33 protein-coding genes are annotated in these 24,584 nt (G+C 68.8%); 21 read left to right on the forward strand and 12 right to left on the reverse strand.

Going from position 1 to position 24,584, the window contains the following annotated elements; translation table 11 throughout:
• Positions 1-50: 50 nt before the first annotated feature.
• Together ACU5AP_RS09930 and ACU5AP_RS09935 are read left to right on the forward strand one after the other, a co-directional pair.
• Positions 51-1,253 carry a threonine ammonia-lyase gene (locus ACU5AP_RS09930; protein ID WP_128719395.1) on the forward strand — a complete coding sequence of 401 codons (1,203 nt, stop codon included), beginning with the start codon at positions 51-53 and terminating at the stop codon, positions 1,251-1,253.
• Positions 1,234-1,776: an FKBP-type peptidyl-prolyl cis-trans isomerase gene (locus tag ACU5AP_RS09935; RefSeq protein WP_396490027.1), complete on the forward strand. Its 543-nt coding sequence runs from the start codon at positions 1,234-1,236 to the stop codon at positions 1,774-1,776. Before ACU5AP_RS09930 ends, ACU5AP_RS09935 begins: the two co-directional genes overlap by 20 nt.
• 82 nt (positions 1,777-1,858) lie before the next feature.
• On the opposite strand, the gene queG is transcribed toward ACU5AP_RS09935, so the two are convergent.
• The 11 genes from queG to ACU5AP_RS09990 form a co-directional block, all read right to left on the reverse strand.
• Positions 1,859-3,034, reverse strand: a complete 1,176-nt coding sequence (gene queG, locus ACU5AP_RS09940; RefSeq protein ID WP_128719397.1) for a tRNA epoxyqueuosine(34) reductase QueG — start codon at positions 3,032-3,034, stop codon at positions 1,859-1,861.
• Between the two features lie 25 nt (positions 3,035-3,059).
• The gene (gene fzlA / locus ACU5AP_RS09945; RefSeq protein ID WP_128719398.1) at positions 3,060-3,746 is read right to left on the reverse strand and encodes an FtsZ-binding protein FzlA; all 687 of its coding nucleotides are present in this window, start codon (positions 3,744-3,746) and stop codon (positions 3,060-3,062) included.
• Positions 3,747-3,907: 161 nt separating this feature from the next.
• Positions 3,908-5,260, reverse strand: coding sequence for a tyrosine-type recombinase/integrase (locus ACU5AP_RS09950; RefSeq protein ID WP_446681163.1), 1,353 nt, complete (start codon positions 5,258-5,260; stop codon positions 3,908-3,910).
• A gap of 138 nt (positions 5,261-5,398) precedes the next feature.
• Positions 5,399-5,584, reverse strand: coding sequence for a hypothetical protein (locus tag ACU5AP_RS09955; RefSeq protein WP_446681164.1), 186 nt, complete (start codon positions 5,582-5,584; stop codon positions 5,399-5,401).
• Positions 5,584-5,814 (reverse strand): hypothetical protein, encoded by a 231-nt coding sequence (locus ACU5AP_RS09960; protein ID WP_446681165.1) that lies wholly within the window; start codon positions 5,812-5,814, stop codon positions 5,584-5,586. Before ACU5AP_RS09960 ends, ACU5AP_RS09955 begins: the two co-directional genes overlap by 1 nt.
• Positions 5,811-7,064 carry a hypothetical protein gene (locus tag ACU5AP_RS09965; RefSeq protein WP_446681166.1) on the reverse strand — a complete coding sequence of 418 codons (1,254 nt, stop codon included), beginning with the start codon at positions 7,062-7,064 and terminating at the stop codon, positions 5,811-5,813. Before ACU5AP_RS09965 ends, ACU5AP_RS09960 begins: the two co-directional genes overlap by 4 nt.
• Positions 7,065-7,147: 83 nt before the next feature.
• Positions 7,148-7,450: a hypothetical protein gene (locus ACU5AP_RS09970; RefSeq protein WP_303703376.1), complete on the reverse strand. Its 303-nt coding sequence runs from the start codon at positions 7,448-7,450 to the stop codon at positions 7,148-7,150.
• A complete protein-coding gene (locus tag ACU5AP_RS09975; protein ID WP_446681167.1) occupies positions 7,450-8,133 on the reverse strand; it encodes a hypothetical protein in 684 nt (227 codons plus the stop codon). Before ACU5AP_RS09975 ends, ACU5AP_RS09970 begins: the two co-directional genes overlap by 1 nt.
• Positions 8,130-8,510, reverse strand: a complete 381-nt coding sequence (locus ACU5AP_RS09980) for a hypothetical protein (RefSeq protein WP_446681168.1) — start codon at positions 8,508-8,510, stop codon at positions 8,130-8,132. The genes ACU5AP_RS09975 and ACU5AP_RS09980 overlap by 4 nt, the downstream gene beginning before the upstream one ends.
• Complete coding sequence (locus ACU5AP_RS09985) at positions 8,507-8,731, reverse strand: hypothetical protein (RefSeq protein ID WP_312294662.1); 225 nt, start codon at positions 8,729-8,731, stop codon at positions 8,507-8,509. The genes ACU5AP_RS09980 and ACU5AP_RS09985 overlap by 4 nt, the downstream gene beginning before the upstream one ends.
• Positions 8,728-8,988 carry a hypothetical protein gene (locus ACU5AP_RS09990; RefSeq protein ID WP_446681169.1) on the reverse strand — a complete coding sequence of 87 codons (261 nt, stop codon included), beginning with the start codon at positions 8,986-8,988 and terminating at the stop codon, positions 8,728-8,730. The genes ACU5AP_RS09985 and ACU5AP_RS09990 overlap by 4 nt, the downstream gene beginning before the upstream one ends.
• Positions 8,989-9,136: 148 nt before the next feature.
• On the opposite strand from ACU5AP_RS09990, the gene ACU5AP_RS09995 reads away from it, so the two are divergent.
• Positions 9,137-9,610 carry a hypothetical protein gene (locus tag ACU5AP_RS09995; protein ID WP_446681170.1) on the forward strand — a complete coding sequence of 158 codons (474 nt, stop codon included), beginning with the start codon at positions 9,137-9,139 and terminating at the stop codon, positions 9,608-9,610.
• On the opposite strand, the gene ACU5AP_RS10000 is transcribed toward ACU5AP_RS09995, so the two are convergent.
• Positions 9,607-10,281 carry a helix-turn-helix domain-containing protein gene (locus tag ACU5AP_RS10000; protein ID WP_446681171.1) on the reverse strand — a complete coding sequence of 225 codons (675 nt, stop codon included), beginning with the start codon at positions 10,279-10,281 and terminating at the stop codon, positions 9,607-9,609. The two genes, ACU5AP_RS09995 and ACU5AP_RS10000, sit on opposite strands and share 4 nt — an antisense overlap.
• Before the next feature lie 245 nt (positions 10,282-10,526).
• Between ACU5AP_RS10000 and ACU5AP_RS10005 the strand changes: the two genes are divergently transcribed.
• The 18 genes from ACU5AP_RS10005 to ACU5AP_RS10090 all read left to right on the forward strand — a co-directional run bounded on the left by ACU5AP_RS10005 (position 10,527) and on the right by ACU5AP_RS10090 (position 24,582).
• The gene (locus tag ACU5AP_RS10005; protein WP_446681172.1) at positions 10,527-10,742 is read left to right on the forward strand and encodes a hypothetical protein; all 216 of its coding nucleotides are present in this window, start codon (positions 10,527-10,529) and stop codon (positions 10,740-10,742) included.
• Positions 10,742-11,215, forward strand: a complete 474-nt coding sequence (locus ACU5AP_RS10010; protein WP_446681221.1) for an HNH endonuclease signature motif containing protein — start codon at positions 10,742-10,744, stop codon at positions 11,213-11,215. The genes ACU5AP_RS10005 and ACU5AP_RS10010 overlap by 1 nt, the downstream gene beginning before the upstream one ends.
• Positions 11,212-11,592: a hypothetical protein gene (locus tag ACU5AP_RS10015; protein WP_446681174.1), complete on the forward strand. Its 381-nt coding sequence runs from the start codon at positions 11,212-11,214 to the stop codon at positions 11,590-11,592. Before ACU5AP_RS10010 ends, ACU5AP_RS10015 begins: the two co-directional genes overlap by 4 nt.
• 3 nt (positions 11,593-11,595) lie before the next feature.
• The gene (locus ACU5AP_RS10020; protein ID WP_446681175.1) at positions 11,596-12,300 is read left to right on the forward strand and encodes a hypothetical protein; all 705 of its coding nucleotides are present in this window, start codon (positions 11,596-11,598) and stop codon (positions 12,298-12,300) included.
• A complete protein-coding gene (locus ACU5AP_RS10025) occupies positions 12,297-12,551 on the forward strand; it encodes a hypothetical protein (RefSeq protein WP_446681176.1) in 255 nt (84 codons plus the stop codon). The genes ACU5AP_RS10020 and ACU5AP_RS10025 overlap by 4 nt, the downstream gene beginning before the upstream one ends.
• Positions 12,551-12,868, forward strand: a complete 318-nt coding sequence (locus tag ACU5AP_RS10030) for a helix-turn-helix domain-containing protein (RefSeq protein WP_446681177.1) — start codon at positions 12,551-12,553, stop codon at positions 12,866-12,868. The genes ACU5AP_RS10025 and ACU5AP_RS10030 overlap by 1 nt, the downstream gene beginning before the upstream one ends.
• A complete protein-coding gene (locus ACU5AP_RS10035) occupies positions 12,865-14,010 on the forward strand; it encodes a DUF7146 domain-containing protein (RefSeq protein WP_446681178.1) in 1,146 nt (381 codons plus the stop codon). The genes ACU5AP_RS10030 and ACU5AP_RS10035 overlap by 4 nt, the downstream gene beginning before the upstream one ends.
• Positions 14,007-14,276, forward strand: coding sequence for a hypothetical protein (locus ACU5AP_RS10040; protein ID WP_446681179.1), 270 nt, complete (start codon positions 14,007-14,009; stop codon positions 14,274-14,276). Before ACU5AP_RS10035 ends, ACU5AP_RS10040 begins: the two co-directional genes overlap by 4 nt.
• Positions 14,273-16,372: a hypothetical protein gene (locus tag ACU5AP_RS10045; RefSeq protein WP_446681180.1), complete on the forward strand. Its 2,100-nt coding sequence runs from the start codon at positions 14,273-14,275 to the stop codon at positions 16,370-16,372. The genes ACU5AP_RS10040 and ACU5AP_RS10045 overlap by 4 nt, the downstream gene beginning before the upstream one ends.
• A 699-nt stretch (positions 16,373-17,071) precedes the next feature.
• Positions 17,072-17,653, forward strand: coding sequence for a hypothetical protein (locus ACU5AP_RS10050; RefSeq protein ID WP_446681181.1), 582 nt, complete (start codon positions 17,072-17,074; stop codon positions 17,651-17,653).
• Positions 17,654-17,983: 330 nt separating this feature from the next.
• Positions 17,984-19,453, forward strand: a complete 1,470-nt coding sequence (locus ACU5AP_RS10055) for a hypothetical protein (protein ID WP_446681182.1) — start codon at positions 17,984-17,986, stop codon at positions 19,451-19,453.
• Positions 19,447-19,911, forward strand: coding sequence for a hypothetical protein (locus tag ACU5AP_RS10060; RefSeq protein ID WP_446681183.1), 465 nt, complete (start codon positions 19,447-19,449; stop codon positions 19,909-19,911). Before ACU5AP_RS10055 ends, ACU5AP_RS10060 begins: the two co-directional genes overlap by 7 nt.
• On the forward strand, positions 19,901-20,128 hold the full coding sequence (locus ACU5AP_RS10065; RefSeq protein WP_138141230.1) for a hypothetical protein: 228 nt from the start codon (positions 19,901-19,903) through the stop codon (positions 20,126-20,128). Before ACU5AP_RS10060 ends, ACU5AP_RS10065 begins: the two co-directional genes overlap by 11 nt.
• Before the next feature lie 6 nt (positions 20,129-20,134).
• Complete coding sequence (locus tag ACU5AP_RS10070) at positions 20,135-21,700, forward strand: portal protein (RefSeq protein WP_446681184.1); 1,566 nt, start codon at positions 20,135-20,137, stop codon at positions 21,698-21,700.
• Positions 21,700-22,215: a hypothetical protein gene (locus ACU5AP_RS10075; protein ID WP_446681185.1), complete on the forward strand. Its 516-nt coding sequence runs from the start codon at positions 21,700-21,702 to the stop codon at positions 22,213-22,215. Before ACU5AP_RS10070 ends, ACU5AP_RS10075 begins: the two co-directional genes overlap by 1 nt.
• A complete protein-coding gene (locus ACU5AP_RS10080) occupies positions 22,106-22,861 on the forward strand; it encodes a hypothetical protein (RefSeq protein WP_446681186.1) in 756 nt (251 codons plus the stop codon). Before ACU5AP_RS10075 ends, ACU5AP_RS10080 begins: the two co-directional genes overlap by 110 nt.
• An 86-nt stretch (positions 22,862-22,947) precedes the next feature.
• Positions 22,948-23,829 carry a phage capsid protein gene (locus tag ACU5AP_RS10085; RefSeq protein ID WP_446681187.1) on the forward strand — a complete coding sequence of 294 codons (882 nt, stop codon included), beginning with the start codon at positions 22,948-22,950 and terminating at the stop codon, positions 23,827-23,829.
• Between the two features lie 75 nt (positions 23,830-23,904).
• Positions 23,905-24,582: a hypothetical protein gene (locus ACU5AP_RS10090; RefSeq protein ID WP_446681188.1), complete on the forward strand. Its 678-nt coding sequence runs from the start codon at positions 23,905-23,907 to the stop codon at positions 24,580-24,582.
• Positions 24,583-24,584 lie beyond the last annotated feature (2 nt).

Raw genomic sequence — 24,584 nt, forward strand, 5'->3', positions numbered from 1 at the left:
GGCCGTAGACCGGACGAAAGAGGCCGGCCGTAAACAAAATCAGGGAATTCATGACCGTCACCATCGACGACATCCGCGAGGCGCAAAAACGCATCGCCGGTCAGGTCGACCGCACGCCCGTCCGCTATTCGCGCCGCCTGTCGCAACTGACCGGCGCCGAGATCTGGATCAAGTTCGACAATCTGCACTTCACCGGCAGCTTCAAGGAGCGCGGCGCCCTGAACCGGCTGCTGCAGCTGACGCCGGACGAGAAAAAGCGCGGCGTCGTCGCCGCCTCGGCGGGCAACCACGCCCAGGCCCTGGCCTATCACGGCGGCCGTCTGGGCGTGCCCGTGACCATCGTCATGCCCGAGGGCACCCCCTTCGTGAAGGTGGACGGCACCCGCGCCCACGGCGCCAATGTGGTCATCCACGGCCTCGACTTCTCCGGTTCGACCGAGGAGGCCAAGCGCCTTCAGGCCGAGCACGGCTATGTCTTCGTCTCGGCCTTCGACGACGAGGGCATCGTCGCGGGGCAAGGCGTCTGCGGCCTGGAGTTTCTGGAGGACGCGCCGGACCTGGACGCCCTGATCATCCCCATCGGCGGCGGCGGCCTGATCGCGGGCAGCGCCATCGCCGCCAAGGCGATGAAGCCGGGTATTAAAATCTTCGGCGTCGAGGCCGCCCGCTATCCATCCTTCACCGCGCGGCGTCGCGGCGAACCGGCCAAGTGCAGCGGACAAACGATCGCCGAGGGCATCGCCATCAAGGCCGTGGGGGAAATCCCCTTCGCCCTGGCCGACGGCCTGATCGACGAGGTCTTCGTCTGCGAGGAGGCCGACTTCGAAAAGGGCGTGGCCCTGCTGGCGACCTTGGAGAAGACGGTGGCCGAGGGCGCCGGGGCCGGCGGCCTGGCCGCCATCCTAGCCAATCCGGAACGCTTCAAGGGCATGAAGGTCGGCGTCGAGCTGACTGGCGGCAACATCGACGCCCGCATGCTGGCCGTGGTGCTGAACCGTGAAATGGTCCGCGAGAAGCGGCTGATCGTCTATCGCATCCTGGGCGACGACCGCCCCGGCATGCTGTCGGCCATGGCCGCCGTGATCGGCGGGCGGGGCGGCAACATCATCGACGTGGTGCACAACCGGCTGGCGCTGGACGTGCCCGCCAAAGGGGCCGAGTTCGACATCATGGTCGAGACCCGCGATTCCCGTCATGCCGAGGAAATCGGCGCCGCCTTGAAGGACCAGGGTTATGAACTTCGCATGGGCTAGGCGCCCCCTCGGCGCCGCCATGGCCGCGACGGCTCTTCTGGCCCTCTCCGCTTGCAGCCGACCGTCCGGCGCGCCTGAAGACCTGGCCAAGAACGCGGCTGAATCCGCCGCCTTCATGAAGCAGAACGCCTCGGAAGAGGGCGTGCAGACCCTGCCGTCCGGCCTGCAGTACAAGGTCGTGGCCTCCGGTCCGGCGGGCGGCGTCAGCCCCGATCGCAACGACCTGGTCAGGGTCGACTATGAAGGCACGCTGACGGACGGCACGGTGTTCGACAGCTCGTTCAAGCGCGGCGCCCCGGCGGTCTTCTCGCCCGAGGGCGTGGTGCCCGGCTGGACCGAGGCCCTGCAACTGATGAAGCCCGGCGACGAGTGGATTCTCTTCCTGCCGCCCGAGCTGGGCTACGGCGAGATGGGCGGCCCGCCGATGATCCCCGGCAATGCGGTGCTGGTGTTCCGCCTCAAGCTGCTGGACGTGGCCCCCGTGCCCGGCGGGGGGCGCGGCGTGGGCCAGGCGATGGGCTGATCTTCCTTCTCCCCTTGAGGGAGAAGGTGGCAGGCGGAGCCTGACGGATGAGGGGTTTCTCCACGGGGGAAGCCCCTTTTTGCTAGGTCTGAGGGCGGCGAGACCCCTCATCCGACCCGCTGCGCGGGCCACCTTCTCCCGCAAGGGGAGAAGGACGCCATTCCTGCTTCACAGCTTCATCTGTCTCGCTTGCCCGCCGCGTCTCGCGCAGCTCGGCGAACCGCTCCGGGGATAGCTGCGACAACGCCCACACCGCCGCACCGCGCACCACGGGCGCCTGATCGTCCAGCAGCCGCTCGACCGCCCCGATCAACGTCGCCTCGCCCGAGTTCCCCGCCGCATAGAGCGCATTGCGAATGAAGCGATCGCGGCCGATGCGCTTGACCGGGCTCTTGGTGAACAGGGCGCGGAAGGCGGGGTCGTCCAGCGCCAGCAGGTCCGCCAGCGGCGGCGACTTCAGCGCATCGCGGGCCTGCAGCCGCGCCTCCGACGCTTCCTGCGCGAACTTGTTCCACGGACAGGCGGCCAGGCAGTCGTCGCAGCCGTAGATGCGGTTGCCCGTTGCGATGCGGAACTCGCGCGGCCAGGCACCGGCATATTCGATGGTCAGGTAGGAGAGGCAGCGTCGGGCGTCGATCTGGAACGGCGCCGGAAAGGCCTGGGTCGGGCAGGCGTCCAGACAGGCGGTGCAGCGGCCGCAATGCTCGACCTCGGCCTCGTCCGCCTCGATCTCGGCGGCGGTCAGTATGGTCCCCAGGAATAGCCAGTTGCCGTGGGTGCGGCTGAGCAGATTGGTGTGCTTGCCCTGCCAGCCCAGGCCCGCCCGCTGGGCCAGCGGCTTCTCCATCAGGGGGGCGGTGTCGACGAAGACCTTGACCTCCTGACCCAGTCGCGCGGCGATCTGGCCGGCCAGGATCTTCAGCCGCCCCTTGATGACCTCATGATAGTCGTCGCCGCGCGCATAGACGGAGATATAGCCCGCCGACGCCTCCTCCAGCTCGGGCCGGGGGTCTTCGTCGGGGCCGTAGTTCATGCCCAGGACGATGGCCGTCTTCGCCCCGTCCCACATGGCGGTGGGATGGGCGCGGCGCTCCAGCGTCGTCTCCATCCAGCCCATGTCGCCGTGACGGCCCGCGTCGACGAAATGGGCCAGCTTCTCGCCCGCGCTCCACGGATCGCTGGCCGAGGCGAAGCGGCACACGCCGAAGCCCAGTTCGGCGGCGCGCTGTCGGATGAAGATGCGGGGATCGGCCGCCATGAGGGCGCTTTAGCCCTGAGGGGCCTCAGAAGTCGAGGTCGGCGTACCAGGGCGCCGGGTGCACGCCGGGGAAGCGGTCGCCCAGCAGCGGCCGGAAACAGGGGCGCGACTTCAGCTTGGAGTACCACAGCTTCAGCGACGGCCAGGACGCCCAGGCGATCTCGCCGAAATAGTCCAGCACCGACAGATGGCCCGCCGCGATCAGGTCGGCCTGGCTGAGACGGCGTCCGGCCAGCCACTCGCGTCCCGCCGCCAGCGGCTCCAGCACCGTCAGATGGCTTTTCAGCGCTTCGCGGCCTTCACGCAGCATCCGCGCGTCGGGCGGGCCGAGCCGCAGCAGGGGCTTCTCCATCCGCTCATGCAGCAGGACGGCGTCCACCTCGTCGGAGAAGCGACGGCTGAACCAGGTCGCCAGACGGCGCGCCTCGGCCCGCTCGGCCGGATCGGCGGGCAGCAGGAAGTCGCCCTTGGAGCGGTCTTCCAGCCAGCCCAGGATGGCGTCCAGCTCGCACAGAGTCAGGGACCGGTTCTTTTCCGTCGTCGTCAGCACCGGCGGCATGCCCGAAGGGTTCATCTCGAACAGGGGGCAGTCGTCCTCCCACGGGCGGACGGCTTCCTCGCTATAGTCGACCTTGGCCTCGCCCAGCGCCAGCCGCGCCGTGCGCGAAGCCGGGTGATAGGCGAAATGATAGAGGACGGCGGGCGTGGACATCGTCCGCCTTCATGCGCCCGCGCGCGTTAAGGCTCCGTTTACGCTGTCACTTTAACGCGCGCGCTCAAAGCCTTGCGTGGCGGGCTGGTGTCCGACTTTGCGGGGGTGTTTCCGACTTTTCGGAAGTCGGACGTCCGACTTCCGATCCCGTTCCGTTCTGATCAGGCCGAGAGGGCGAGGCCTTCGCGCTCGGCCCAGGCGGAGAGTTTGGCGGCGTCTTCGGCCGCGCCCGCCTCGCGCAGGCTGACGTAGTGTTCGCGCAGGATGTTCTCGGCCGCGCTGGAGGCATGGCCGGTCCAGGCGGTGATCCGCGTCAGGCTAACGTCGGCGTCGAACAGTCGAGTGATGCAGGTGTCGCGCGTGTCCTGCAGGCGCTTTTCGGCGAAGGCGGGTGGCAAGGCCTTGGCCTTGATCGAGGCGGCGCGGGCTTCGCGGAACCGGCGGCTGATCGTCTCTGAGGTGTGGCGGCGCGCGGTCGTCGGGTTCCACAGGAAGGGGGTTTCGCCCAGACGGCTCAGTCCCTCGGCCTCGACCTCCGCGCGGCGACGTTCGACCCGCCGCTTGATGGGTGGCAACAGGCCGGGGAGAGCTTCCAGCCCCTTGCGCTGGGTCTTGATGGGGACATAGCGCCAGGCGGCGCCAGACAGCCCTTCGATCGAGGCGGCGGCCACGTCGATCTGACGCGCGCCGGTCCACAGGCACACGGTCGCGGCGTCGGCCACGTCGGCGTAGCCGTTGGCGTCGCACCAGGCGACGAAGGCGGTTTCTTCGTCCAGCGTCCAGAAGACGCGGCGACCGGGCGCGGCGGCCAGGCGCAGCCGCGCGACGGGCGAGGCGATCAGCCACGGCGGATCCTGCATGGCCGCCCATTGGAATATGGCACCGGCCGCGCCGACGGCGAGATTGGCGCTGGCGGGGGATAGGCCGTCGCGCTGGGTCATGTCCTCATGCCAGGCGCGGATCTGGCTGGGCGTCACCTCGTCCGCACGGCGCGCGCCGAAGCGGGCGATCAGCCGCTTGGACATGGCGCGATAGACCTTTTGCGTGCCGCGCGCGATGCGGCGCATGGCGGCCGCGTCGGCGAAGTAGCCGTCGACCATTGCCTGAACCGATCGCGGAGCGCGCATCAGGGCGTCCGTCACGCCCGGCTCGCGATCCTCCAGTACGGCGCGGGCGCGTTCGATCAGGTCGGCCACAAGTTCGCGCTGGCGGCGGGCCACGGGTTCGGTCGGCATGGGCGGCAGGCGGTCGAGAGCCGAACGCAGCATGGTGCGCGCCTTGCCGCCCTGATCGTCGTCGCGCATGGCATCGCGGACAAAGCGCGCCCACAGGGTGCGCGCGTCGGCCGCCGTAGTGGCGGCGCCCCGGTCCATCCACGCCCCGGCGTGGTCGCGAAGATCTACCCCGGCGAAGCCGCATGCGCGGTTGGCGGGCGACGGCTCCCAGCGCGGGCGGCCGTCACGCCATTTCAGGCCGTTGCGAAGGCCGGTCGGTGGGGCGGGCTTTCTGGACATGATTGGAGTGTTAACCGGCGTTAGATGGGCGCGCCAGTCGTCCGGGCACCAGCTGGGATGTGTTCGAGGCGGTCGCCCTTTCGGCTGGCGACGGCTCCACCTTCTCGCGCGGGCTCATGGTCTCAGGCATCGGGGCGGTCATGGGCGAAAGTCCTTTGCAGCGTCGATGGCGTCAGCAGCGGCGCGAAGGCAGGCAGCAGCCCCTTCGGACCTGACGTGTTCAAACAGCGCGAGCGGCGGATTGTTGTTGATCCTGACCGCGTAGTCGTGCGGCAGGTGATCGGGCCTGTCATCGGGCGTGATGTTCTGAATCCAAAGTGCCATCACTTCGCCCCCTGTTCGGCTTGCAGGGCGTCTTCCAGGACATAGGTTTTGGCGCTCACGTCGTATCGAACGTGCGCCGGATCAGAGGCGAGGAAGGTCGCAATGTCCGCGCTTGCCAGTTGCTGCGAGATGCCGAACTCCCGCATCAGGTCAGCGCGACGGACTTGTCCGAACTGGCGAAGCGTCGCGGCGATGAACTCCTGCCGACGATCCTTAAACCACGCGCTCATGACGCACCGCCTTTCTGTTCGGCTTGCAGGGCGGCGAGGGCAGAAGCGACGGCGTCATCAGCACCCTGCTCGCCTGCCGGGATCACCCAGACCATTCCGTTTTGACCCTGAACGGGCTTCGTGAACCACGACACAAGATCGGCCAGAGCGGTCCATGCCGCCGCGTCCTCCCGCAGCGCGTCGGTGGCGGGGTGGGTGTCATACAGCGCGCGGATAGGTCCGAAGAACGCTTCTTCAGCCATGAGGCCAGCGAAGAAGTCTTCAATCAGGTCGCGCTCAAACGGGGTCGGTTCATAGTCAGCACCATCAGTGCTTAGGACATAATCCGCGCGGTAGGCATGGAACGCCTGATACATGGCGTGGCCGATACCGCCCTGATCGAACGGTGCTGGTTTCTCCACCGGCTGCGCTTCCTCGCGGGCTTGGGGCTGGGCGCGGAGGGCGGCCATCTCGTTCGTTTCAGGGTCACGCAGCCCGGCGTCGACCAGGATCGTATGGATTTCCGCGCCAACGTCGCCCTCGACGCTCTCCGACCCGTCACCTTGCGTCCACGTCTTGAGGCCCAGCGCTTCGCCCCACTGACGCATCGTCCAGGCGATGCCCGCCTGCACCTTGTCATCGTAGAGGTCGATCTCCCCCGCCTCTGCCAGGGCTTCTACCTTGCCGATCCCGTCGCAGTCGGGGCAGTCAGCCGTCGCGTGGTCGGCTGGCGCACCCTTCGGCGGCGAAAGGTATTCGTCCCAATCCGTGACGATCTCGCCGTTCCCGGCGCACGTCTTGCAATCGGTCGTTTCAGCCGGGGCTTCCTCGCGGGTGGCGAGGGCGGGCTCTGAAGTCGGGGCGGTGATGAACGGTTCGGCACCGTATGACAGGATGGCCTCAACCTCGGACCGATAGTTTCGGTCGATCTCCAAGACCCCTTTCAGACGGCGGATGATCTCGCCCTGAGCGTTTAGAACGTCGGAAGGCCCATCGTCATCGTTGGTCCGGTTCTGTTCGTCGATGGCGATATTACAGGCGACCGTCATGGCGCATCGCCACACCGTTTCCACCGCCCCGCCTTCCTCGCGCACAGGGGCGGCGGTGAGCATGGCGAACACCCGATCCGCCAAGCGGGCCGCGTCTTCGTCGTTTTCCAGATGGCGGTCAGGGTCGATGACCAGGACGGTTTCGCCAGTCGCGTCGACGATGGCGGCATCGCCCTCGCGGCGGAGCGGTAGGGCGTAGGGGGCCAAGGCGTCCGTGGTCACAGGATGCGCTCCTTGCGGCAGAGGAAGAGGAAGGCGCGGTGCGCCAGATGGAGGAGGCGGCCGGCCATCGGGCGGCCGGGCCATCAGCCGCCGGCGGCCGCGACGAGCGCGGCGGCGGGATCGGCCAGGGGGGCGGGAACGGCGTCGTTCGCGACGGGGCGGGCGGCCGAGGGGGCGACGGGCGCCGCCTCATGGGCGGCCCAGCGGCGGCCGTTGATGAAGTCGGTGACGGCGCGCAGGGCCCAGCGCGGGCGCTGGCCCTTCCCCCCACCCAGAAAGGGCGGAGGGAAGCCGTCGAGGGTGCGCCAGTTGGACTGGAGCCAGTGGTAGCCGACGCCCAGACGGTCGGCCACGCCGCGCAGGTCAAGAACGTCGGGAGGGAGCATCAGGCGCCGTCCTCGCCCGCCGCGCCGATCGTGCCGGGGGCGTCGTGGCCCAGCGTCAGCTGGCCCAGGTGGCGGCGCGCCTCATGCGTGGGTTTGATGCCGCCGCAGATCCCGGCGGTGGGCACGTCTTCGGCCAGGCCCGCCTGGATCCAGCCGTCCACCGTCGCCTGATCGACATAGGGGGCGCCGTAGGTGGCGCTGTAACCCTCGGCCGACTTGTAGAGGCGGCGGCTTTCGACCAGCAGGCGCAGCTCGCGCGCGCGGACGGCGATCGGGGCCGTCTCGGTTTCGACCTGAACCAGCGGATCGTTCGACGGGATCTCGGTCGCGACCTCGGCCGCCGTGACGGCGCCCTCGCCCTCAGCCTGGATCACCGGCGTCTGACCGGCGGCGATCTCCTCGGCCGTGAAGGTGTCGGACGGCTCCGGTTCCGCGCTTGCGCGGGCGGCGGCGTTGGCCTCGTCTACTTCGCGCTCGATGGCTTCCAGCTTTTCGGGGCTGTCGCCGGGGGTGGTGCGGGCGTCGGCTAGGTCGTCCAGCGGCAAGCTGGCCGCCTCGTCGACGCTGACGACGTCGACTTGGGCGCCAGCAAAGGGCGCCGTCTGGTTGCCGGTCAGGGAGCCGCCGTCGCGGCCGTCGCCGTCACGATCGAGAGGGCGGGTGCGGTGGGGGTTGCGGGTCAATGGACCTGCTCCTTTTGCTGGGAGGGCTCGTCGCCCGAGACGACCACGACCACGGTCATGCCGTGCGGGCCGAAGGCTTGCGTCAGTTCCTGGGCGAACAGCTGCAGCGTCGGCCTGGTCATGCTGGGCGGGAGGTTGCGGAGCGAAAAGCCGATGAACTCGCCCAGGAAGGCGCAGACGTAGGAGATGGTCTCCATCTTGGCGGCCGTGTCCGGCAGGCGATCGACGCCCGCGAGGGCGCAGCGCCTGATCGCGCCCATGATGGCGGAGGTGGCGGCCTCGCCGGCTGTGCCGGGGTGCGCCAGATCGTCGTGGACGAGCTGAACCAGACGACGCGCGGCGTCCATCTGTTGCTGGATCTTGGCGGGCTGGTTCAATGCAGGGTTCCTTTCGCGGCTTCGAGGGCGCGCGCGAAGGCGTCGGCCTCGTCGGTGCCGTGGCGGACGACGCTGCGCCCCTTGCCCGTCACGGGGTTGTAGTCGGGGCTGGTCAGGACGCAGACCTTGCGTCCGTTGACTTCTGGATGGGCGCGGACGGCGGCCTTCCAGCCGGTCAGGCCCGCGTCGCGCACGGCGGCGGTGTGCTGATCGTCGCTCATGACAGGGCGCTCAGGATCTGGCTGAGGGCGAAGGCCCCGACGAAGACGAGGATGGTCGCGCGCGTCAGCTGCATGGCGCGGCTGGGACGGCGATGGCGCGGCTGCCAGGCCACGACCGGCAGGGCCGGTTCGCCCAGGCGGTGATACTCGACCGGGGGCATGGCCTCCGGGTCGGGCGCATAGGCGCCGACGTAGGGCGGCGGGGTGATGCCGCGAAAGTCGAACGTCGCGCCGCTCGTTGAAAGCGTGTCGGCCATCTGGCCCTCCCGTTGGCTGAGGAGGGTAGATAGGGGCGCTTCGGTTTCCCGTGTCAACCGTTTTATACGAAAATGATACGACTAAAGCCGTATAAGGATGCTCCACTCCGTCGGTCGAAATTGTTGTCGGCGTCGCTAAAGGTGGGGAATGAAATCAATCCTACTGATTAGCGCTCTCGTGCAGGTGGCGTCGCTGAGCCCGCAGGCTGACCAGGACGCCTTCCTCGCATCTGTCCAGGCTGATTTGGTGCGGGCCGCCGGCGCGGCTGGCGGTGTGGGTGATTTTGAAGCCGAACGGAGCATGGATCCTGCTGCCGAGGCGGCGCGGCTGGCTGACTGGTCAGCTCAGGGGCTGGAGGTCTGTTCGGGTATCGCGGCAGGCGCCGCTGAGCTGCGGCTGGCTCATAATCAAGCGTTTGTTGACTTGGGGGCGGCTGCCGCCGTGATCGACGCTTTGCCTCTATTCGAGGGGGCTACCGATCGGGACAAGAGGGGTTTAGCTGAGGTGAGACGTCAGGCGATCGACAGTGCCCAGAGAGATGCTGAAACCGTTTCGGCTATTGGTCGCGTTGCGAAGGCTTTGGATCATCTTGTGGAGGCCCACTGCCGATCGCAGCGCTAATCGCCGCGCAGACCGATCGCGTAGACACCTTCCACTAGGTCCAGGTCGATCTTAAGTTCCCGCTCTTCCGGGTAGAGCTCGGTCACGATCAGCTGGCCGTCAGCCATCCGCTCGAAACGCTTCACCTGATAGCTGCCGTCCTTCATCTGGATTACGGCGCCTTGGCCGCGTCGTGCGGGGCGGCGGGGGTTGTAGGTGACGAAGCCGCCGGGTTCGGCGTAGGGCACCATCGACATGCCGCCCAGCCGCAGGACGCGCGTGCCGGGCGCGAAGAAGTCGGCGAAGTCCACGATTTCGGGTTCTTCGACCAGATCATACATGGCGGGTCTCGCTGCGCCGCCGAACGCATAGCCGCCGACCGGCAGCTGCAGCACGCGGCCGCGTTCCTCCAGACCTGTGGCGAAGGATCGCTCCGGCACTAGGCCGCCGGGCAGGCGCGCCATTTCCAGGGCGTGTTCCTCGATCGTGGAATTCACGGCCGTGACCATGCGCGCGAGCGTCGGAGCGTCCATTAGGCGCTTGCCGTTCTCGTAGTTGCGCCAAGTCTGGGGGTGAACGCCTGCCTCGTTGGCCGCCGCTTCGCCGCTGAGCCCTGCGCGCCTGCGCAGAATCTTCAGGGCCGCGCCAGCGCGCGCCTTGTCGTCGTCCAATAGGTCGTTTGGTCCGGGCATGAGCCGGACTTTCCACGCCTCTGGGGGATGTGCGAGCGACAGCATTGCTACGCTCTAAACAGTCAAGCCGTGTCAATGTCCACATATTTGATACGAAATTGAGTTGACCGAGGAAACCAAATCACCCTCCTTATCCCCGTCGGTTGGTAATCTGCCCAAGGGGACGCGAGAGCGTGACCGACACACATACGTTAACGAATGCGACAGTTCCGGGCGTAAGGCCTCGTCCCGCTCTCGATCGCTGGATGCGCGATCGGGACATGGACGACATGGCGGGCGCCAAGCTGTTCGGCTGCACCAAACAGATGGTCAACGCGATGCGCCGGCCGTTCGATGATCCGCGCCGGAAGCGGCCGGGGCCAGATCTACTGACGCGGATCGTTCGGCGCACTGACGGCGGCGTCCGGCCTGAGGATTTCAGCCCGCCGGTCGCGGACATTCTGCGGGGGCTGGCGGCATGATGCCTCTGTCTGTGAGACTTGGCGACGGCGCGCGCGGTGTGATCGCTCGGCAGTTGGTGGCGGCTGACGCACTCGCGCGGCGGTGCCGCACCAAGATAGATTTGGGCTCGGACTTTGCGGCGTCGGTGGACAGCTCGCTCGGTGAATGGGCGTGTTGGCCGTGGGCCGGGAGTAGAACCCCGCACGGCTATAGCTCTATCCGCGTTTGGCATCAGGGCTTGGGCGTAGCGGCCAACGCCCACCGGGCCGCCTACTACCGGGCAACGGGCTTCTGGCATTGGGGCCAGTCAGGCTATGTGATCCGACACCTGTGCCATAACCCGGCCTGCTGCAACCCCCGTCATCTGCTGGTCGGCACCCGAGGCGAGAACGCCTGGGACGATTACATGCGTCAGATGGGCGTCGATCTGGTCGCCATCCGGCGCGAACTGGAGCGCGGGCCGTTCCAGGCGCGGGCGGGGGTGGCGCAATGACCCCCGTCGATCTGAACCTCCAACGCTGGTTCCGCCTGATCGCCGAGGCGCACATGGCCGTGGAGAGCGGCGACGTGCGGTCGCTGGAGAAGCGGGCGACGGCGATGCGCGAGGCTCCGTCGCCCGCCGTCGGTGCGGGGCGGGCGGCGTGCAACACCTTCCGCTGGGCCTGTCTGTGGTTCGTCCATGCCGATGCGAGCCATCGGGCGGGGCTGGCCCCGACCCTGTTGACCATCGCCGCCCAGGTCGAGCGCGAGCTGACGCCGCCCGAGCCGGATCCCGTCGCCGTCGCGGCGGCGTGCGCGCAGGCGGTCGGCCATGGCGAGCCGGATCTGTTCGACCCGGCGTGGTTGCGGCGCGCGGACATCGGGGGCTGAACCATGGGGGCGTTTGAGCGCGAGGCCGGGATGCAGGCGGCCATCGACGCGGCGGGCGGGGTGCGTCCGCTGGCGCGCAAGCTGGGGGTTCACGCCAGCAGCATTTCGCGGATGCGGCGGGCGCCGCGCGACAGTCTGTTCGCCGTGGCGCGGGCCGCTGGGGTCGAGCCCGAGACGGTGCGGCCGGATCTGGCCGACTGGATCGAGGCGGAGCGGCGGCGCGGCTGGATGGAGCGTGCGCGGGCGCGGTTCGCGATCAGCAGCGGGCTGGACGGGGCGTCGGCCAGGGTCAGCCGGAAGAGCGGCGAGGCGGCGGTGATGGACCTGCTTGACCTCGGCCTGGTGGTCGCGGCCGTGCGGTTCGCGGCGGGCGAGCGCGGGCTCACGCCGGCGGCGGTGATGACCGCGCCGCGCGGCGGGGCGGGCGGCGCCCCGACCCCGGAACAGTCGGCCCGGTCGCTGGCCATGGGGCTGGCCGTCGCGGTCGGCCGGGTGTCGTCGGAGACGGCGGCGCAGATCCTGGGCGTGACGCGCCAAGCCGTGGACAACGCGGCCGAGCGATACCTGCGCGCGCGCGACGGTGACGACGACGCCGAGGACGGCCGGGTGATCGAACGCGGCCGTCTGCGCAAGGCCAAGGCGGCGGACGACAGTCTGTGGGACGCGCAGCGCCGGTTCGCGGCGCAGCTGGCGGGGGAGGGCGCATGATGAAGCTGTCCCTGACCAAGGTGGAACGCCGTCAGGTGCAGATCGTGCGCGAGGAGCTGGCGCCCTGGGGCCTGACGACGGCGGTTGAGATGGGCGGAAAGCATCTGTCGGTGCGGGTCTTCGCCCGTGACGGCGGGGTCTATCGCATCACCCTGAGCTGCACGCCGCGCTGCGGCGACAGCGCCGTGAACATGACGCGGCAGAAGGTCCGTCGACTGCTGCGCCTGATCAACGGGAGGGCGGGGTATTGATGAGCCGTCTGGAAAAGCTGGGTTTCGACGTGGCGGCCGGTCAGTGGCTGGAGCTGCATCGGGGCCACGGGCGGCTGCTGCGGCTGCTGGTCGAGGCCGAGGGCGCCATCGTCACCTATGACGAGCTGTTGCGGGACGATTATCGCCATTCGCGGGTGGAGCCGAGCCGGGAGGGCCTGAAGGTGCGTCTGTGTCGTCTGCGTCAGGCGCTGGAAGACATCGGCGTGTCCGGCGCGGTGCAGTGCGTCTGGGGCCTGGGCTATCAACTGGGCGTCGATCCCGAACCGATCCGCCGGGCGGTGGAGAAGGCGGCATGAATAGCGACTTCCGGCCGAACGTCGGCCGTCCGCCCGAGATCACCGTGCGCGAGATCTCGACCATGCTGGCGGATCGCATCGACAGCGTGTGCCGGGCGTTGGGGCTGACCGGCGCCATCGTCCAGGGCGCGCTGTTGCCGCGCAATCCGACGCGAAACGACCGGAACCCCGGATCGTTCGTGATCCAGCTGTCGGGCCAGCGTCAGGGGCGATGGGATGAGTACGCCACGGGCGACTGGGGCGATGCGCTGGATCTGGTGGCCTATATCCAGTTCGGCCGGGTGGACCGGGCGTCGAAGCGCGAGGCGCTGACGTGGGCCAAGCGGTTCCTGGGCGTCGGCGACGCCAGCCATATGGATCCGGCGCATTCGGCCAAGCTGCGCGCCGCGCGCGAGGAAATGGAGCGCAACACCGAACGGGCGCAGGCGCTGGCCCTGACCAATATGGCCAAGGATCGGCGGCGGGCGCAGGCGATGTTCCTGGAGGCCAAGCCGCTGGAGCCCGGCCTGCCGGGGTGGACCTATCTGACCGAGGCGCGGGGGATCGACCTGACCCGGTTGGAGCGGTTGCCGTGGGCGGTGCGGTCGCACCACGCCATGCGCCATGTCGAGACGGACCGGACCGTGCCGTGCCTGATTTCGGCGCTGCTGTTCCCCGACGGGTCGTTCGGCGGGGTGCATCGGGTCTTTCTGGAGCCGGACGGTTCGTCGAAGCTGAAGGCGGATCCCGGCGTGGCGGTCAAGAAGATCTGGCCGCGCGGGTGGCACGGCGCCTTCATCCCGATCAGCCGCGGGGCGACGAAGCTGTCGCCGCGCGAGGCGGTGAAGAAGGGGCTGACCGACGAATGCGCATATGCCGAGGGGGTGGAAGACGCCTTCACGGTGGCGCTGCTGACGCCGGAATGGCGGGTGTCGGCCGTGGGCGCCAGCGCCAACTTCGCCCATGTGGATCCGGCCGACAGCGCCAGGACGGTGATCGCCATCCGCGACCGGGATCCCGGCCGCAGGGTGCGCGACGGGGTGACGCGCAAGGTGGACGAGCTGAGGGCCAAGGCCGAGGCGCGCGATCTGCCGTTCTTCGAGAGTTGGCCCGCGCGCGGGTTCAAGGACTTCAACGACATGCTGCGGGGGGTGCGGTCATGAGGCCTGCTATTCCCGGCCGGAACTGGGGGAGCGGCGGAAATCCTTTCACCTGGGCGGAATATGATCGGCTTCCAGCGGCCGTGCGGCGGGTGATGATGTTCGCGCCCTGCTGCCTGGGCTCTCGCCGGGCCCGCAACAATCTGCTGCGTGGTCGCACGGTGGCTGAGGTCTGCGCGATCGAGCGCGGCGTGGCCGCCGGCATCACGCGCCGCGAAATTCTGGAGGCCTATGGGCCTGACCACCCCTATCTGAGTAAACAGGCATGACGCCCGATCAAAGGAAGGCGGCGCGTAAGGCCGCCCAGGCCGAGGCTGAGCGGAAGCGGAAGCGCGCGCTGGACCGGCTGGATGGCGTAGAGCCGGAAAAGCCGGAGCCGCTGGACCCCGAACCCGATGCGGAGGTGGATCCCGAGGCGGCCGAAGAGGCGTTCGCGCATGGGTCCATCGCGCCGGTGACGTCAGAAGAGGCGTTCGCCGAAGCGCGCGCGGCCCTGCTGGACGTGTCGGCGCCCAAGGATCGGTCGGAGAAGGCCAAGAGGGCCGAGGCGGCGGCGCGTCTGGTGCAGGGCTTCAGCTGGGCGCCCGACGAGCTGGGCCTGCCGCCGCACATGCCGGTGCGGCCGCTGGGGAAGCGCAAGTCGCATATGTATTTCCTCGACCCGAACGACGAGTTCGTGGAGCTGTCGGCCGGAAAGCTGAACCAGCAGGGCGAGATCGACAATCTGTTCGGCCCGGCGATCGGCTATCTGTGGTCCTTCTATGGGAAGCAGTCGTCGAACGGCGAGCTGCGCATCAAATACGAGGACGTGCGGCGACACCTGACGGGGGCGTGCGGGCGGCTGGTGGCGCGGACGGGGCTGTTCGATCCGATGCGCAAGGTGCGCGGGCGCGGGGCGTGGCGGACGGATCAGGGGGTGCTGGTGCTGCACCTGGGGTCGCGGCTGTGGATCGGCGGGGTCGAGCAGGATCTCGGCGAGGTAGAGGGCCACGTCTATGCGCGAGACATCGACCTGTCGCCGCCGGCGACGGCCGCCATGTCGGACGAGCTGGCCAGTCTGTTCTTTGAGGCGGGGCTGTTGGAAGGCGACGACAGGTCGAAGGCGCCGGGGCGGTGGCTGATGAAGGCGATGCGGACGTGGAACTGGAAGCGGCCTGAGCTGGATCCGCGCCTGGTGCTGGGATACGTCGTCTGCGTCTTCCTGGGAGCGGCGCTGAAGTGGCGGCCCGCCATCTATCCGATCGGGGACAAGGCGTCGGGTAAGTCGTCGCTGCTGGCGCTGGTCAAGGCGGTGCTGGGCGATCGGTTGATGGATCTGGCCGACCCGTCGGGGCCGGGCATCTATCAGTCGCTGGGGCTGGCGGCCATCGGCGTCTGGGCCGACGAGTTCGAGCAGGAGGGCGAGAGCGCCAGCGACGCCCGCGCGGCGGCTGTGATGCGGCTGGCGCGCTATGCCTCGGACGGCAAGAACGTGGTGCGCGGCGGGGCCGAGGGCGTGCCGACCAACTATCAGGCGCGCGGGACGTTCGGGTTCACCGGTATCAACCCGCCGCCCATGAAACCGGCCGAGCTGAGCCGGATCGCCATGCCGATGCTGTCGCAGTTGACGGACGCCAGCGCCTCGGCGCCCGAGCTGTCGGCGGCGCTGGGCGACGAGCTGGGGCGGCACATGCTGAGGCGGATCGTCGATCGCTGGCATGAGTGGCCGGACGTGCTGACGGCGTGGCGCGGCGTTCTGCTGAGCCATGGACATGACAGCCGGGCGGCCGACACCTTCGGCACCCTGCTGGCGGCGTCGCATCTGGTGCTGGACGACGGCGTGCCGCTGGCCGCCCAGATCGACCCGCTGGCCAAGCATCTGCCGCGCGCCACCATGAATGAAACGCAGGATGATCGGGCGAACTGGGAGAAGTGCATCGACCGCCTGTTGCAGGCTCAGCCGGACGCCTGGCGCCAGAACAAATATCGCTCGGTCGGGGAGTTCCTGACCGCCGTTCTAGACGATCGGCCCAAGGACGACGCGTTGGAGACGACGCCGATGGCCGCGCGCGATCGGCTGGCGACGGCCGGGCTGGGGTTGTGCACGCCCACAGGCGGGTCGCTGCAGGGGCGGTTGTGTCTGGCCGTGCCGTCGAACCACGTCGAGGTCGCCAAGCTGTTCGAGCGGTCCCTGTGGGCCATGGGCGTGGGCGCCGTTCAGGGCGGCTGGGCTACGGCGCTAAAGTTCGCGCCTGAGGACGTGGTGGATCATCGGAAACAGCGCGTGGACGGTCGTTCGGTGCAGTGTTCGCTGCTGGCGCTGGACAAGGTGATCGACGCGGCCGGGGACGGCGAGGCCCAGACCCAGGTGGCGAGGGCGGCCTAGTCAGGCTCCAAGCATGAAAAGGAGGGGCTCGCCAGCGATCAGCTGGCGGGCCTCGACCCGTGCGGCCGACCAGGCCGCACACCCTTTGACCTTCCCTAAGCTGCCGAGCGCAGCGCGCCGCAGGCGCGCGGTGCGCGCTCGGCCCCGATACCCCTGACCCTTGCATCAGGCTCGACGGCGGCCGCGTGGAGCGCGGGCAGCGGCCCTATCCACCCCACCCACCCACACCCCGACCCCTTGGGGAGAAGAAGAGTGGAGCGGGAGGCGTCGAGTTAAGAATAACTCGCAAAGCTTAATCCCGAGGCGCGGGCTTGACTTGCCCAGGGGTGCGGGGGGAATGTCGTCGGACTGGCGAGGGTGCTTCGCCTGTTCCGGGTGTTCCGGCTGTTCCGGTCGATGGCGGAACAAGAAAAACGCCATATTCCAACAACTTAGCTTGCTGTTCCGGCTGTTCCGGCTGTTCCGGGGCGGTTTCTATACACGCGCGCATATTCACGTGACGCCTTCGCGTGTGCGCGCGCGCGATGACGATTTTGACGGAACACCCGGAACAGGTGGAACAGACTGCTTTAAGAGGCGCTGTGCTTGGCTTTTGGCGTGTTCCGGCCATGCGCCGAGGCGTCGGAACAGCCGGAACAGGGCGGCGTTGCGCCTCTCGGCCCTGGCTGATGCTGCACCCGAATAAACAACGAGGGTGATATGTCAGGCGGCGTTCGGGCGGCTCTGGATCAGGCGGTGGAGGGCGAGGCGGGCATGGGCGAGGTCGTCCAGGCCGGTCTGTTCGAGGAGCTGGAGCCGTGCGAGACCGGCGCCCTCGACGCGCCGTCGCCTCTGTCGGCCGCCCTGCCGTCGGCTGGGCGTAGGCCGGGACGGCCGAAGGGATCAAAGAACAGGCGGACGGAGGCGGTGACGGCCTGGTTGCTGCAGCAGCACCGGCACCCGCTCGCGGTCATGATGGAAGCCTACTCCATGGCCCCGGCCGACTTCGCCCGTTCGATCGGGATCAAACAGCCCGACGCTGACACCCTGCTGGACATCGTGAAGCTGCAGCTGCGCATGGCGGAGGCCGTCGCGCCCTACGTCGCGCAGAAACTGCCCCAGGCGGTGAAGGTCGAGGGCGGCGCGGCCCTGACGCTGAACTTCGGCGGCGTCCACCTGGGCGCTGGAGGGGTCTCCAGTCCCGCGCGCGCGGGGGCTTCGGAGATTTCCGTGGGCGGCGGGATGGCCGTTCGGCTGGGGCAAGTCGGACGGGATAAGTCGGACGGCGATCTAGGCGACTGATTTCAAACAGGTTTGCCGGTAACGGGACGTTAGCGGAGCGCCCCCTCCAGAGGAGGCCTCCCCCCAAACCCGGCGCGGCAACCCCTTATGTGGGTGCGTTCCCGCACTATTCGGCGTTGCCGATTTGGAGGGCCGTCGAACCTGCAACCTGTCCCAAGGGTCGGGGTGCGGGTTCGGAGAGAGGGCGTGTTCGACGCCAGGACATACATTCCCGGCGGGGCGAAGCTTCAGGCGTTCCATGAGAGCAACGCTTTCATTCGCTTGATGGCAGGGCCGATCGGTTCTGGCAAGACTGTGGGTGCGGGCGTCGCCGAACCTTTCTTCACGGCCATGACGCAGAAACCCGACAGCAACGGCGTCAGGACGGCCGTCGTAGGGGTGCTGCGCGACAACTATCGCAACCTCTACGCCACCACGATGAAGACGTGGCTGGACTGGGTGCCGAAGGATTTCGGCCACTACACCGGCTCGGACGATCGCCCGGCGGTGCATGAGCTGGAGTTCCCCGCGCCGTTCGTGGACGGGACGCCGGGCGGCGGCCTGTGCCGGCTGCGGGTCGAATGGCGGGCGCTGGGGACGCATACGGTCGAGGCGACCTGTCGCGGCTGGGAGCTGCACGGCGCCTATGTCGACGAGGCGGATACGACGCCGTTCGAGGCGATCAGCTTTCTGGCCGGCCGGGTGAAGCGCGGTGGTCGCAAGGAGACCCGCGTCTCGCGTGGCGTCTGGGTGACGTTCAACAAGCCGGACACCGACCATCCGCTGTTCGACCTTTGCGTCGACCAGGCGGCCAGCCATCGCGAGAACGGGACGGAGTTTTTCGACCAGCCCTCGGCTATCCTGCCGGGCGGCCCGCCCTATGTGACGAACCCGCTGGCTGAGAACCTCGCGAACCTGGACGCCGACTACTACGAGGTTTCGGCGCGCGGCCAGCCCGAGTGGTATGTGCGCCGGATGATCCGCAACCAGTGGGGCGCCTCGGTCGCGGGCGAGCCCGTGTTCGGCGAGGTGGATCTGGATCGGCTGTTCTCGCCGGTCGAGCTGGAGCCGGAGCCGGGGTCAGAGTTGTTCCTGGGGATCGACGGCGGGGGGACGCCGGCGGCGGTCATCTGCGGTCGCGACCGGATGGGGCGGCGGATCATCTACGCCGAGGTGGTGCTGACCGATCCGACGGATCCGCGCGGACGCCGCATCCTGCACGGGGTCGGGCCGAAGCGGTTCGCCCTGGCGCTGGGGGACGTCCTGCATCCCCGGTTCAGCAAATGCCGGATCAGCATCGGCTGGGGGGATCCGTCGGCCTTCTATGGCGCCGACCGTGAAATGGGCGGGTTCGCCGACATCGAGATCGCCTGCAACGAGCTGAACATCCCCATCCAGCCTGCGCCGTCCAATGAGCTGGGGCTGCGGCATGAAGCGGTGCGGATCCCCATGTTGCGGATCAATCAATATGATCAGCGGCCGGACCTTATCATCAACCCGTCCTGCCGCTGGCTGCGGCGCGGGTTCGGCGGCGATTATCGCTGGGAGGCCCGCGACCCGAAACAACCCGCCAAGCGGCTGCGGGTGCAAAAATCCAACTCGTCCCACGCCATGGAGGCGGCGCAATACGCCCTGCTGGGCGATCAGGGCCGCGCCGGGATCGTGGCCGGTCAGGCCTATGACCAGCATCGGCCCAAGGCGATGGTGCAGCAGGGCGACGGGTGGAGCCAGTCGCCGGGCGGGGTGTGGACGCCGGGCGGGGCAGGGCGGCCGCAGGGCGGCAATGGCGGGTCCTACAGCTCGGACTGGTCGCCATGGTGATGACGGTGGCCGAGGCCTCGGCGTTCGATATGCTGGAGACGCTGACCGACGCCGGGCGGGTCGGGCGGTTCACGCGTCAGAGGTTCGGCGAGATGGCGCGCCAGGTGTCCGAGGGCGCCGCCTTCACCCTGCGCGACGGCGAGGGCCGATTGATCGCCGTGGCCGGGCTGTGGCCCGAGGCGGACCATGCCGAGGCCTGGCTGGCGGTAGGGCCGGCTTTTCGCGCCAACCTGCGCGGGGCGATGGCGCAGCTGGGCGCGCTGCTGGCGGGGGTGGCCGAGGGATCAGGGACCGAAGAGGTCCGCCTCTATGTCGCGAAGGGGACGGGCGCGAAGCGCGTTGCGGGGGCGCGGCTGGCCACATGGTCGGGCTTCATCCGGTCAGGGGAGGAGGCGACGCCCCTGGGTCCGGTCGAGGTCTATCGCCGCAGCTTCGGAGGCCCGCCCCATGGCCAATAGGGTGAAATCGTTTTTCGGCGGCCGGACGCGCGACCAGAAGTGGGCGCAGATCAACGCCGAGAAGGCCCAGGCCGAGCAGCGCCGGGCGGCCGAGGAAGAGAGCCAGCGCGTGCGCGCCGAACGTGCGGCGTCTGGTCGCCTGATGCGCGGCGCGGGACGGCGGCAGCTGAGCTGGCAGGGCAATGAGGCCGGGCTGGCCCCGACGCTGGGGGGCTGATCGACCGTGGCCGCCTGGAACGCCAAGACGATCAACGAACGCGCCGAGGCCGCCTTCCAGGCGCGCAAGGCGATGCAGCCCTATATCGAGCGGGCGCTGCAATACGCCATGCCGTGGCGTCATCCGCGCGCCAAGAGCGGCGCCATTTTCGAGGGGCTGTTCGACAGCTCGGGCCTGACCGGCGCCCACAAGTTTCCCGGCCGGGTGCAAATGGACGTCACCCCGCCGTCGCAGCGCTGGTATCAGCTGGAGGCCGGGCCTCTGGTGGCGGAAGAGCATCGCGAGCGCGTCAACCGCCAGCTGGACCTGGCGACGACGGTGTCGCACCGGATCCTGGACGCCTCGGGCTTTCACAAGGCGTCCAAGGAAAGCTACGCGGATCTGGGCATCGGCACCGGCGCCCTGCTGGCGTTGGAAGGCGACGATAACGAGATCATGCGCTGGCACGCCGTGCCGCCGTGGCAGCTGGGGATCGAGGAAGGCCCGTCCGGCCGGATCGACAACGTTTACTGGAAGCGGACCTATCCGGCCTGGCAACTGCCGCGCCTGTGGAAGGAGGCCCGCTGGCCCGAGGCCATTGCGCGCAAGGTGCGCGAGGAGAGCCGCGATCCGGTGATGATGCTGCAGGCCAGCTATTACGACGTGGAGATCGCCGCCTGGCGCTACGCCGTGGTGTGCTGCGAAAGCGGCGGCTCGGGTGAGATCGTCGCCGAGTTCATCAACCGCACCAATCCGTGGAACGTCTTCCGCTGGTGGACGACGCCCGACAGCCCCTGGGGCGTCGGGCCGCTGATGCTGACGCTGCCGGACATCATGACCGCGAACAAGGCGGTGGAGATGATCCTGAAGGCGGCGGCCTACGCCCTGGCGCCGCCGCTGATGGTGGCCCACGACGGGGTGATGAACCCCGACACCCTGCGGGTCGCGCCGCACAGCCTGATCCGGGTGGCGCGCACGGGCGGGCCGATGGGGTCGTCGATCATGCCGCTGGAGATGAACGGCCGCGTGGATCTGGCCCAGCTGGCGCTGACGGACGTGCGCCAGTCGATCGCGCAGCACACCCTCAGCCGTCAGCTGCCGCCCGAAAGCGCCAGCGTGCGCAGCCCGACCGAGATCGTGGAGCGGATGCGGGACTTCGCCTTCGACACCGGCTCGGCGTTCGGCAGCCTGAACTATGAGTTCGTGCCCAATGTGGTGGCGCGGGTGCTGGATATCGCCGACCGCAAGAAGATCCCCGGCATGGACTTCGACGCGCTGAAGATCGACCAGCTGGTGCTGCAGGTGAAGATCACCGGCCCGCTGGCCCGGTCGCAGTCGCTGGCCGATGTCGAGAGCGTGGCCCGCTATCTGGAGATCCTGAACGCCTTCCTCGGCCGCGAGGGCATGATGGCCGTCGCCAATGTCGAGGAGCTGCACCGGCTGCAGAGCCTGCTGGGCGCGCCGAACTGGATCAACCGCCCCGCCGCCGATCGCGAGAAGATGCTGCAGGCGCTGGGCGAGGCGGCCGCCTCGGGCGCGCCCATGCCCGATAGCGACCCGGCCGGTCAGCCGTCGCTGCAGCTGGTGGCGTGATGCGCTGGTGGAAACCGAAATGGCTGGTCGACTTCCTGCTGGACCAGGTGACGGAGCCGCCTGTGGGCCCGGCGCCCATCGCTCCGGTGCAGGCGGATCGGCGTCTGCTGGACGAGGTGTGCGACTGGGTGCGCGGCGGATCTCGCGTGGACGCAGAAACGCTGGCGGCGATGACGCTGCACGGCGAGGACGCCCGACTGATCGCCGAGGCCTTCAGCGGGGCGGACGGCGAGAAGCGGCTGATGATCCTGGCGCGGATGACGGTGCTGCGTCCGCCTGTGGACGTGACCCTGCCCGCCGGGGCGCGCGACGCCTACGCCCAGCTGCGCCAGGGGCAGGACAGCATTTTCGCGGGCGTCGTCCGCTACCTCGACATTCACACGGCTCAGAAGAGGACTGAAGAGCATGAGCGATCCCAATCCGACCTCTACGCCCAGCCCGGCGCCGAACCCGGATCCGACGATTGGAGCGCCCCCGGCGCCTACGACCCCGGCGGCCTCGTCGCCGGGCGGTGAGCCGCCGGCCGATCCAAACGCGCCGCCGGCAGAGGGCGCGCCTGAGACGCCGCCGGAGCCCACGCCGGAAGAGGCGGCGGCGGCCGCGCGGGCGGCGGTGCCGGAGGCGGCTGACGGCTATGCGGTCAACCTGTCTGATGACGCGCGCGAGCGGCTGGGCCTGACCGACGGCGACCCGCTGGTAGCCGAGCTGTCGAAGTTCGCCCACGCCCAAGGCAAGCCCCAGGGCTGGCTGGACGACGTGATGGAGGGCGCGGCCGCCCTGGCCGAGGCGGGGCTGTTCGACGGCGGGTTCGACCCGGCCGCCGAGGCGGCGTCGCTGGGCGAGAACGCGGAGGGCCGCCGTCGCGAGGTCGAGCTGTTCGCCGAGAGCCTGAAAAGCCGCGGCGAGATCGACGACGGCATGTTCGGCGAACTGATGAGCCTGTCGCCCACGGCGAACGGCGTGAAACTGATTGAGAAGATGAGGAGCCTCATGGGCCAGAACGGAATGATCCCGACGCCGAGTGGCGCGGAACCCAATGTCGCGGACGCGCTGAAAGCCAAGGCGCAGGAGATGGCGAAGGACCCGAAATACGGTCGCGACCGCCAGTTTACCGCCGAGGCCAACGCCGCCTGGGCGCAGGCCTATCCGGGCGCGCGCTGACCGCGTTGCGCCGTCCGGGGCGGCCCTAGCGTCCGTGATGTTCAAACCCCGGCGGCCCGCCGGCTCTTTCAAAGGAATGACCCGCGATGACCGCGAACATCAAGGACTGGTTCGTCCCGCGCTTCGAGACCGAGGTGCATCACGCCTATCAGCAGATGCAGTCGCGCCTCGGCGACACTGTCTCGGGCGGTGCGACCTTCACCGGCGACAAGGGCTACTTCCCGCGCCTGGGCGCGGTGGAGGCCTATGATAGCCCCGACTTCGCCCGCCTGGTGCTGGCCAACGCCGCGCAGGACTTCATTGAAGTGCAGGCGAACCCGAAGTTCATCGCCTTCGGCCTGTGGGATCCGCACAAGCACAAGTATTCGATCGCCACGGCGGTGGAATACGGCAAGGCGGCCGCCGGGGCGATCCGCCGCGCCGAGGACGATTGCATCATCGGCGCCCTGGCCGGGGCCGCCGCCAACGGCGTGAAGCAGATCGGCTCGTCCGCCATGGAGCCGATCGTCACCCTGGGCGACTACAACTCGGCCGGGACGCTGGACGACGTGGCCGAGGCCATCGCCAAGCTGGGCGAGGAAGAGGCGTTCGAGGGCGAGGACGTGACCATCGTCCAGCCGTTCCGCCAGAAGGTGCAGTTCGCGCTGGACCCCTATATGGCGTCCAATGACGTCAAGGCGAACATGCCCTGGAACGATCTGAACTGGCGCCGTTCGGAGCGCCTGCCCAAGAGCGCGGACGGCGAAGGCGTCGATCTGTTCGTCTATGCCCGGTCGGCCATGGTTTCGGCGTACAACGACGAGCTGACCAAGATCGACGAGCGCGACGGCGCGGCCCTGACTGATATCAATGGCTACTGGCTGCAGGTCGGCGCAGCCGCCCGCGCGGCCAGGGGCATCATTCGGATCAAGGCCAAGAAGAACTTCAGCCTGTATCGCGAGCCGACGCCGACGCGCACCGTCACCTGATCCCCGGTTCCTCCTGAGCCGACTAGGCCCGCGTCCTGACCGGGCGCGGGCCGTTCTTTTTCGAGCGGGGCCGCCATGCCATTCACCGATCTGGACATCTGCAACCTCGCCATCGACCGGGTGTCGGGGGATCGCATCGACGCCCTGGACGAAGACAGCCCGCTGGGCGGCTTCTGCTTCGTCAACTATCCGCACAAGCGCGACTTCATCCTGTCGAAGTATCGCTGGACCTTCGCCAACGCCGTGGCCCTGCTGGCGCGGGTCGATCCGGCGGCCGACCCTAACGAGCCGCGACCGTGCGAGCACAAGTTCGCCAAGCCGGGCGATCTGGTCGGGGCGGTGCATGACTGGCGCGTGTCGGCCGATCCTGCCGCCTCACGCGGGCGGCCCTACGTGATGGAAAGCGGAGGCTTCTTCTGGAGCGACACGACGCCGCTCTATGTCGAATACACCGCCCTGCGCCGGGAAGAGAGCTGGCCCGCGTGGTTCCGCCAGCTGGTGGTGACGGCGTTCGCGGCCGACCTGGCCGACTTCTGCCAGCTGTCGACCAAGGCGCGGGATCTGCGCAGTGAGGCCTGGGGCACGCCGGGCGAGAACGGCGAAGGCGGACTCTACGCCAGCGCCCGGAATGAGGACGCGCGCCTGGCGCCGCAACGCCAGCTGATTTCGGGCGTGGACGCGGGACCTCTGGTTCAGGCGCGATGGGCCGGCGGCTCGCCGTTCGCCGGGCGTAGCTGGGAGGTTCAGGGCTGACC

This window comes from Brevundimonas sp. RM1 (assembly GCF_052907225.1).

Coding starts and splice junctions, on each gene's coding strand:
- ACU5AP_RS10055 (WP_446681182.1), top strand. CDS start 17,984: ATGACGCAGAAACCCGACAGCAACGGCGTCAGGACGGCCGTCGTAGGG.
- ACU5AP_RS10015 (WP_446681174.1), top strand. CDS start 11,212: ATGACCCCCGTCGATCTGAACCTCCAACGCTGGTTCCGCCTGATCGCC.
- ACU5AP_RS10050 (WP_446681181.1), top strand. CDS start 17,072: ATGTCAGGCGGCGTTCGGGCGGCTCTGGATCAGGCGGTGGAGGGCGAG.
- ACU5AP_RS10005 (WP_446681172.1), top strand. CDS start 10,527: ATGCGCGATCGGGACATGGACGACATGGCGGGCGCCAAGCTGTTCGGC.
- ACU5AP_RS09930 (WP_128719395.1), top strand. CDS start 51: ATGACCGTCACCATCGACGACATCCGCGAGGCGCAAAAACGCATCGCC.
- ACU5AP_RS10020 (WP_446681175.1), top strand. CDS start 11,596: ATGGGGGCGTTTGAGCGCGAGGCCGGGATGCAGGCGGCCATCGACGCG.
- ACU5AP_RS09970 (WP_303703376.1), bottom strand. CDS start 7,450: ATGCTCCCTCCCGACGTTCTTGACCTGCGCGGCGTGGCCGACCGTCTG.
- ACU5AP_RS09995 (WP_446681170.1), top strand. CDS start 9,137: ATGAAATCAATCCTACTGATTAGCGCTCTCGTGCAGGTGGCGTCGCTG.
- ACU5AP_RS10030 (WP_446681177.1), top strand. CDS start 12,551: ATGAGCCGTCTGGAAAAGCTGGGTTTCGACGTGGCGGCCGGTCAGTGG.
- ACU5AP_RS09950 (WP_446681163.1), bottom strand. CDS start 5,260: ATGTCCAGAAAGCCCGCCCCACCGACCGGCCTTCGCAACGGCCTGAAA.
- ACU5AP_RS10025 (WP_446681176.1), top strand. CDS start 12,297: ATGATGAAGCTGTCCCTGACCAAGGTGGAACGCCGTCAGGTGCAGATC.
- ACU5AP_RS10075 (WP_446681185.1), top strand. CDS start 21,700: ATGCGCTGGTGGAAACCGAAATGGCTGGTCGACTTCCTGCTGGACCAG.
- ACU5AP_RS10035 (WP_446681178.1), top strand. CDS start 12,865: ATGAATAGCGACTTCCGGCCGAACGTCGGCCGTCCGCCCGAGATCACC.
- ACU5AP_RS10065 (WP_138141230.1), top strand. CDS start 19,901: ATGGCCAATAGGGTGAAATCGTTTTTCGGCGGCCGGACGCGCGACCAG.
- ACU5AP_RS09985 (WP_312294662.1), bottom strand. CDS start 8,731: ATGAGCGACGATCAGCACACCGCCGCCGTGCGCGACGCGGGCCTGACC.
- ACU5AP_RS10080 (WP_446681186.1), top strand. CDS start 22,106: ATGAGCGATCCCAATCCGACCTCTACGCCCAGCCCGGCGCCGAACCCG.
- ACU5AP_RS09935 (WP_396490027.1), top strand. CDS start 1,234: ATGAACTTCGCATGGGCTAGGCGCCCCCTCGGCGCCGCCATGGCCGCG.
- ACU5AP_RS09990 (WP_446681169.1), bottom strand. CDS start 8,988: ATGGCCGACACGCTTTCAACGAGCGGCGCGACGTTCGACTTTCGCGGC.
- ACU5AP_RS10040 (WP_446681179.1), top strand. CDS start 14,007: ATGAGGCCTGCTATTCCCGGCCGGAACTGGGGGAGCGGCGGAAATCCT.
- ACU5AP_RS10045 (WP_446681180.1), top strand. CDS start 14,273: ATGACGCCCGATCAAAGGAAGGCGGCGCGTAAGGCCGCCCAGGCCGAG.
- ACU5AP_RS10090 (WP_446681188.1), top strand. CDS start 23,905: ATGCCATTCACCGATCTGGACATCTGCAACCTCGCCATCGACCGGGTG.
- ACU5AP_RS10060 (WP_446681183.1), top strand. CDS start 19,447: ATGGTGATGACGGTGGCCGAGGCCTCGGCGTTCGATATGCTGGAGACG.
- ACU5AP_RS10085 (WP_446681187.1), top strand. CDS start 22,948: ATGACCGCGAACATCAAGGACTGGTTCGTCCCGCGCTTCGAGACCGAG.
- queG (WP_128719397.1), bottom strand. CDS start 3,034: ATGGCGGCCGATCCCCGCATCTTCATCCGACAGCGCGCCGCCGAACTG.
- ACU5AP_RS10010 (WP_446681221.1), top strand. CDS start 10,742: ATGCCTCTGTCTGTGAGACTTGGCGACGGCGCGCGCGGTGTGATCGCT.
- fzlA (WP_128719398.1), bottom strand. CDS start 3,746: ATGTCCACGCCCGCCGTCCTCTATCATTTCGCCTATCACCCGGCTTCG.
- ACU5AP_RS09955 (WP_446681164.1), bottom strand. CDS start 5,584: ATGGCACTTTGGATTCAGAACATCACGCCCGATGACAGGCCCGATCAC.
- ACU5AP_RS10000 (WP_446681171.1), bottom strand. CDS start 10,281: ATGCCCGGACCAAACGACCTATTGGACGACGACAAGGCGCGCGCTGGC.
- ACU5AP_RS09960 (WP_446681165.1), bottom strand. CDS start 5,814: ATGAGCGCGTGGTTTAAGGATCGTCGGCAGGAGTTCATCGCCGCGACG.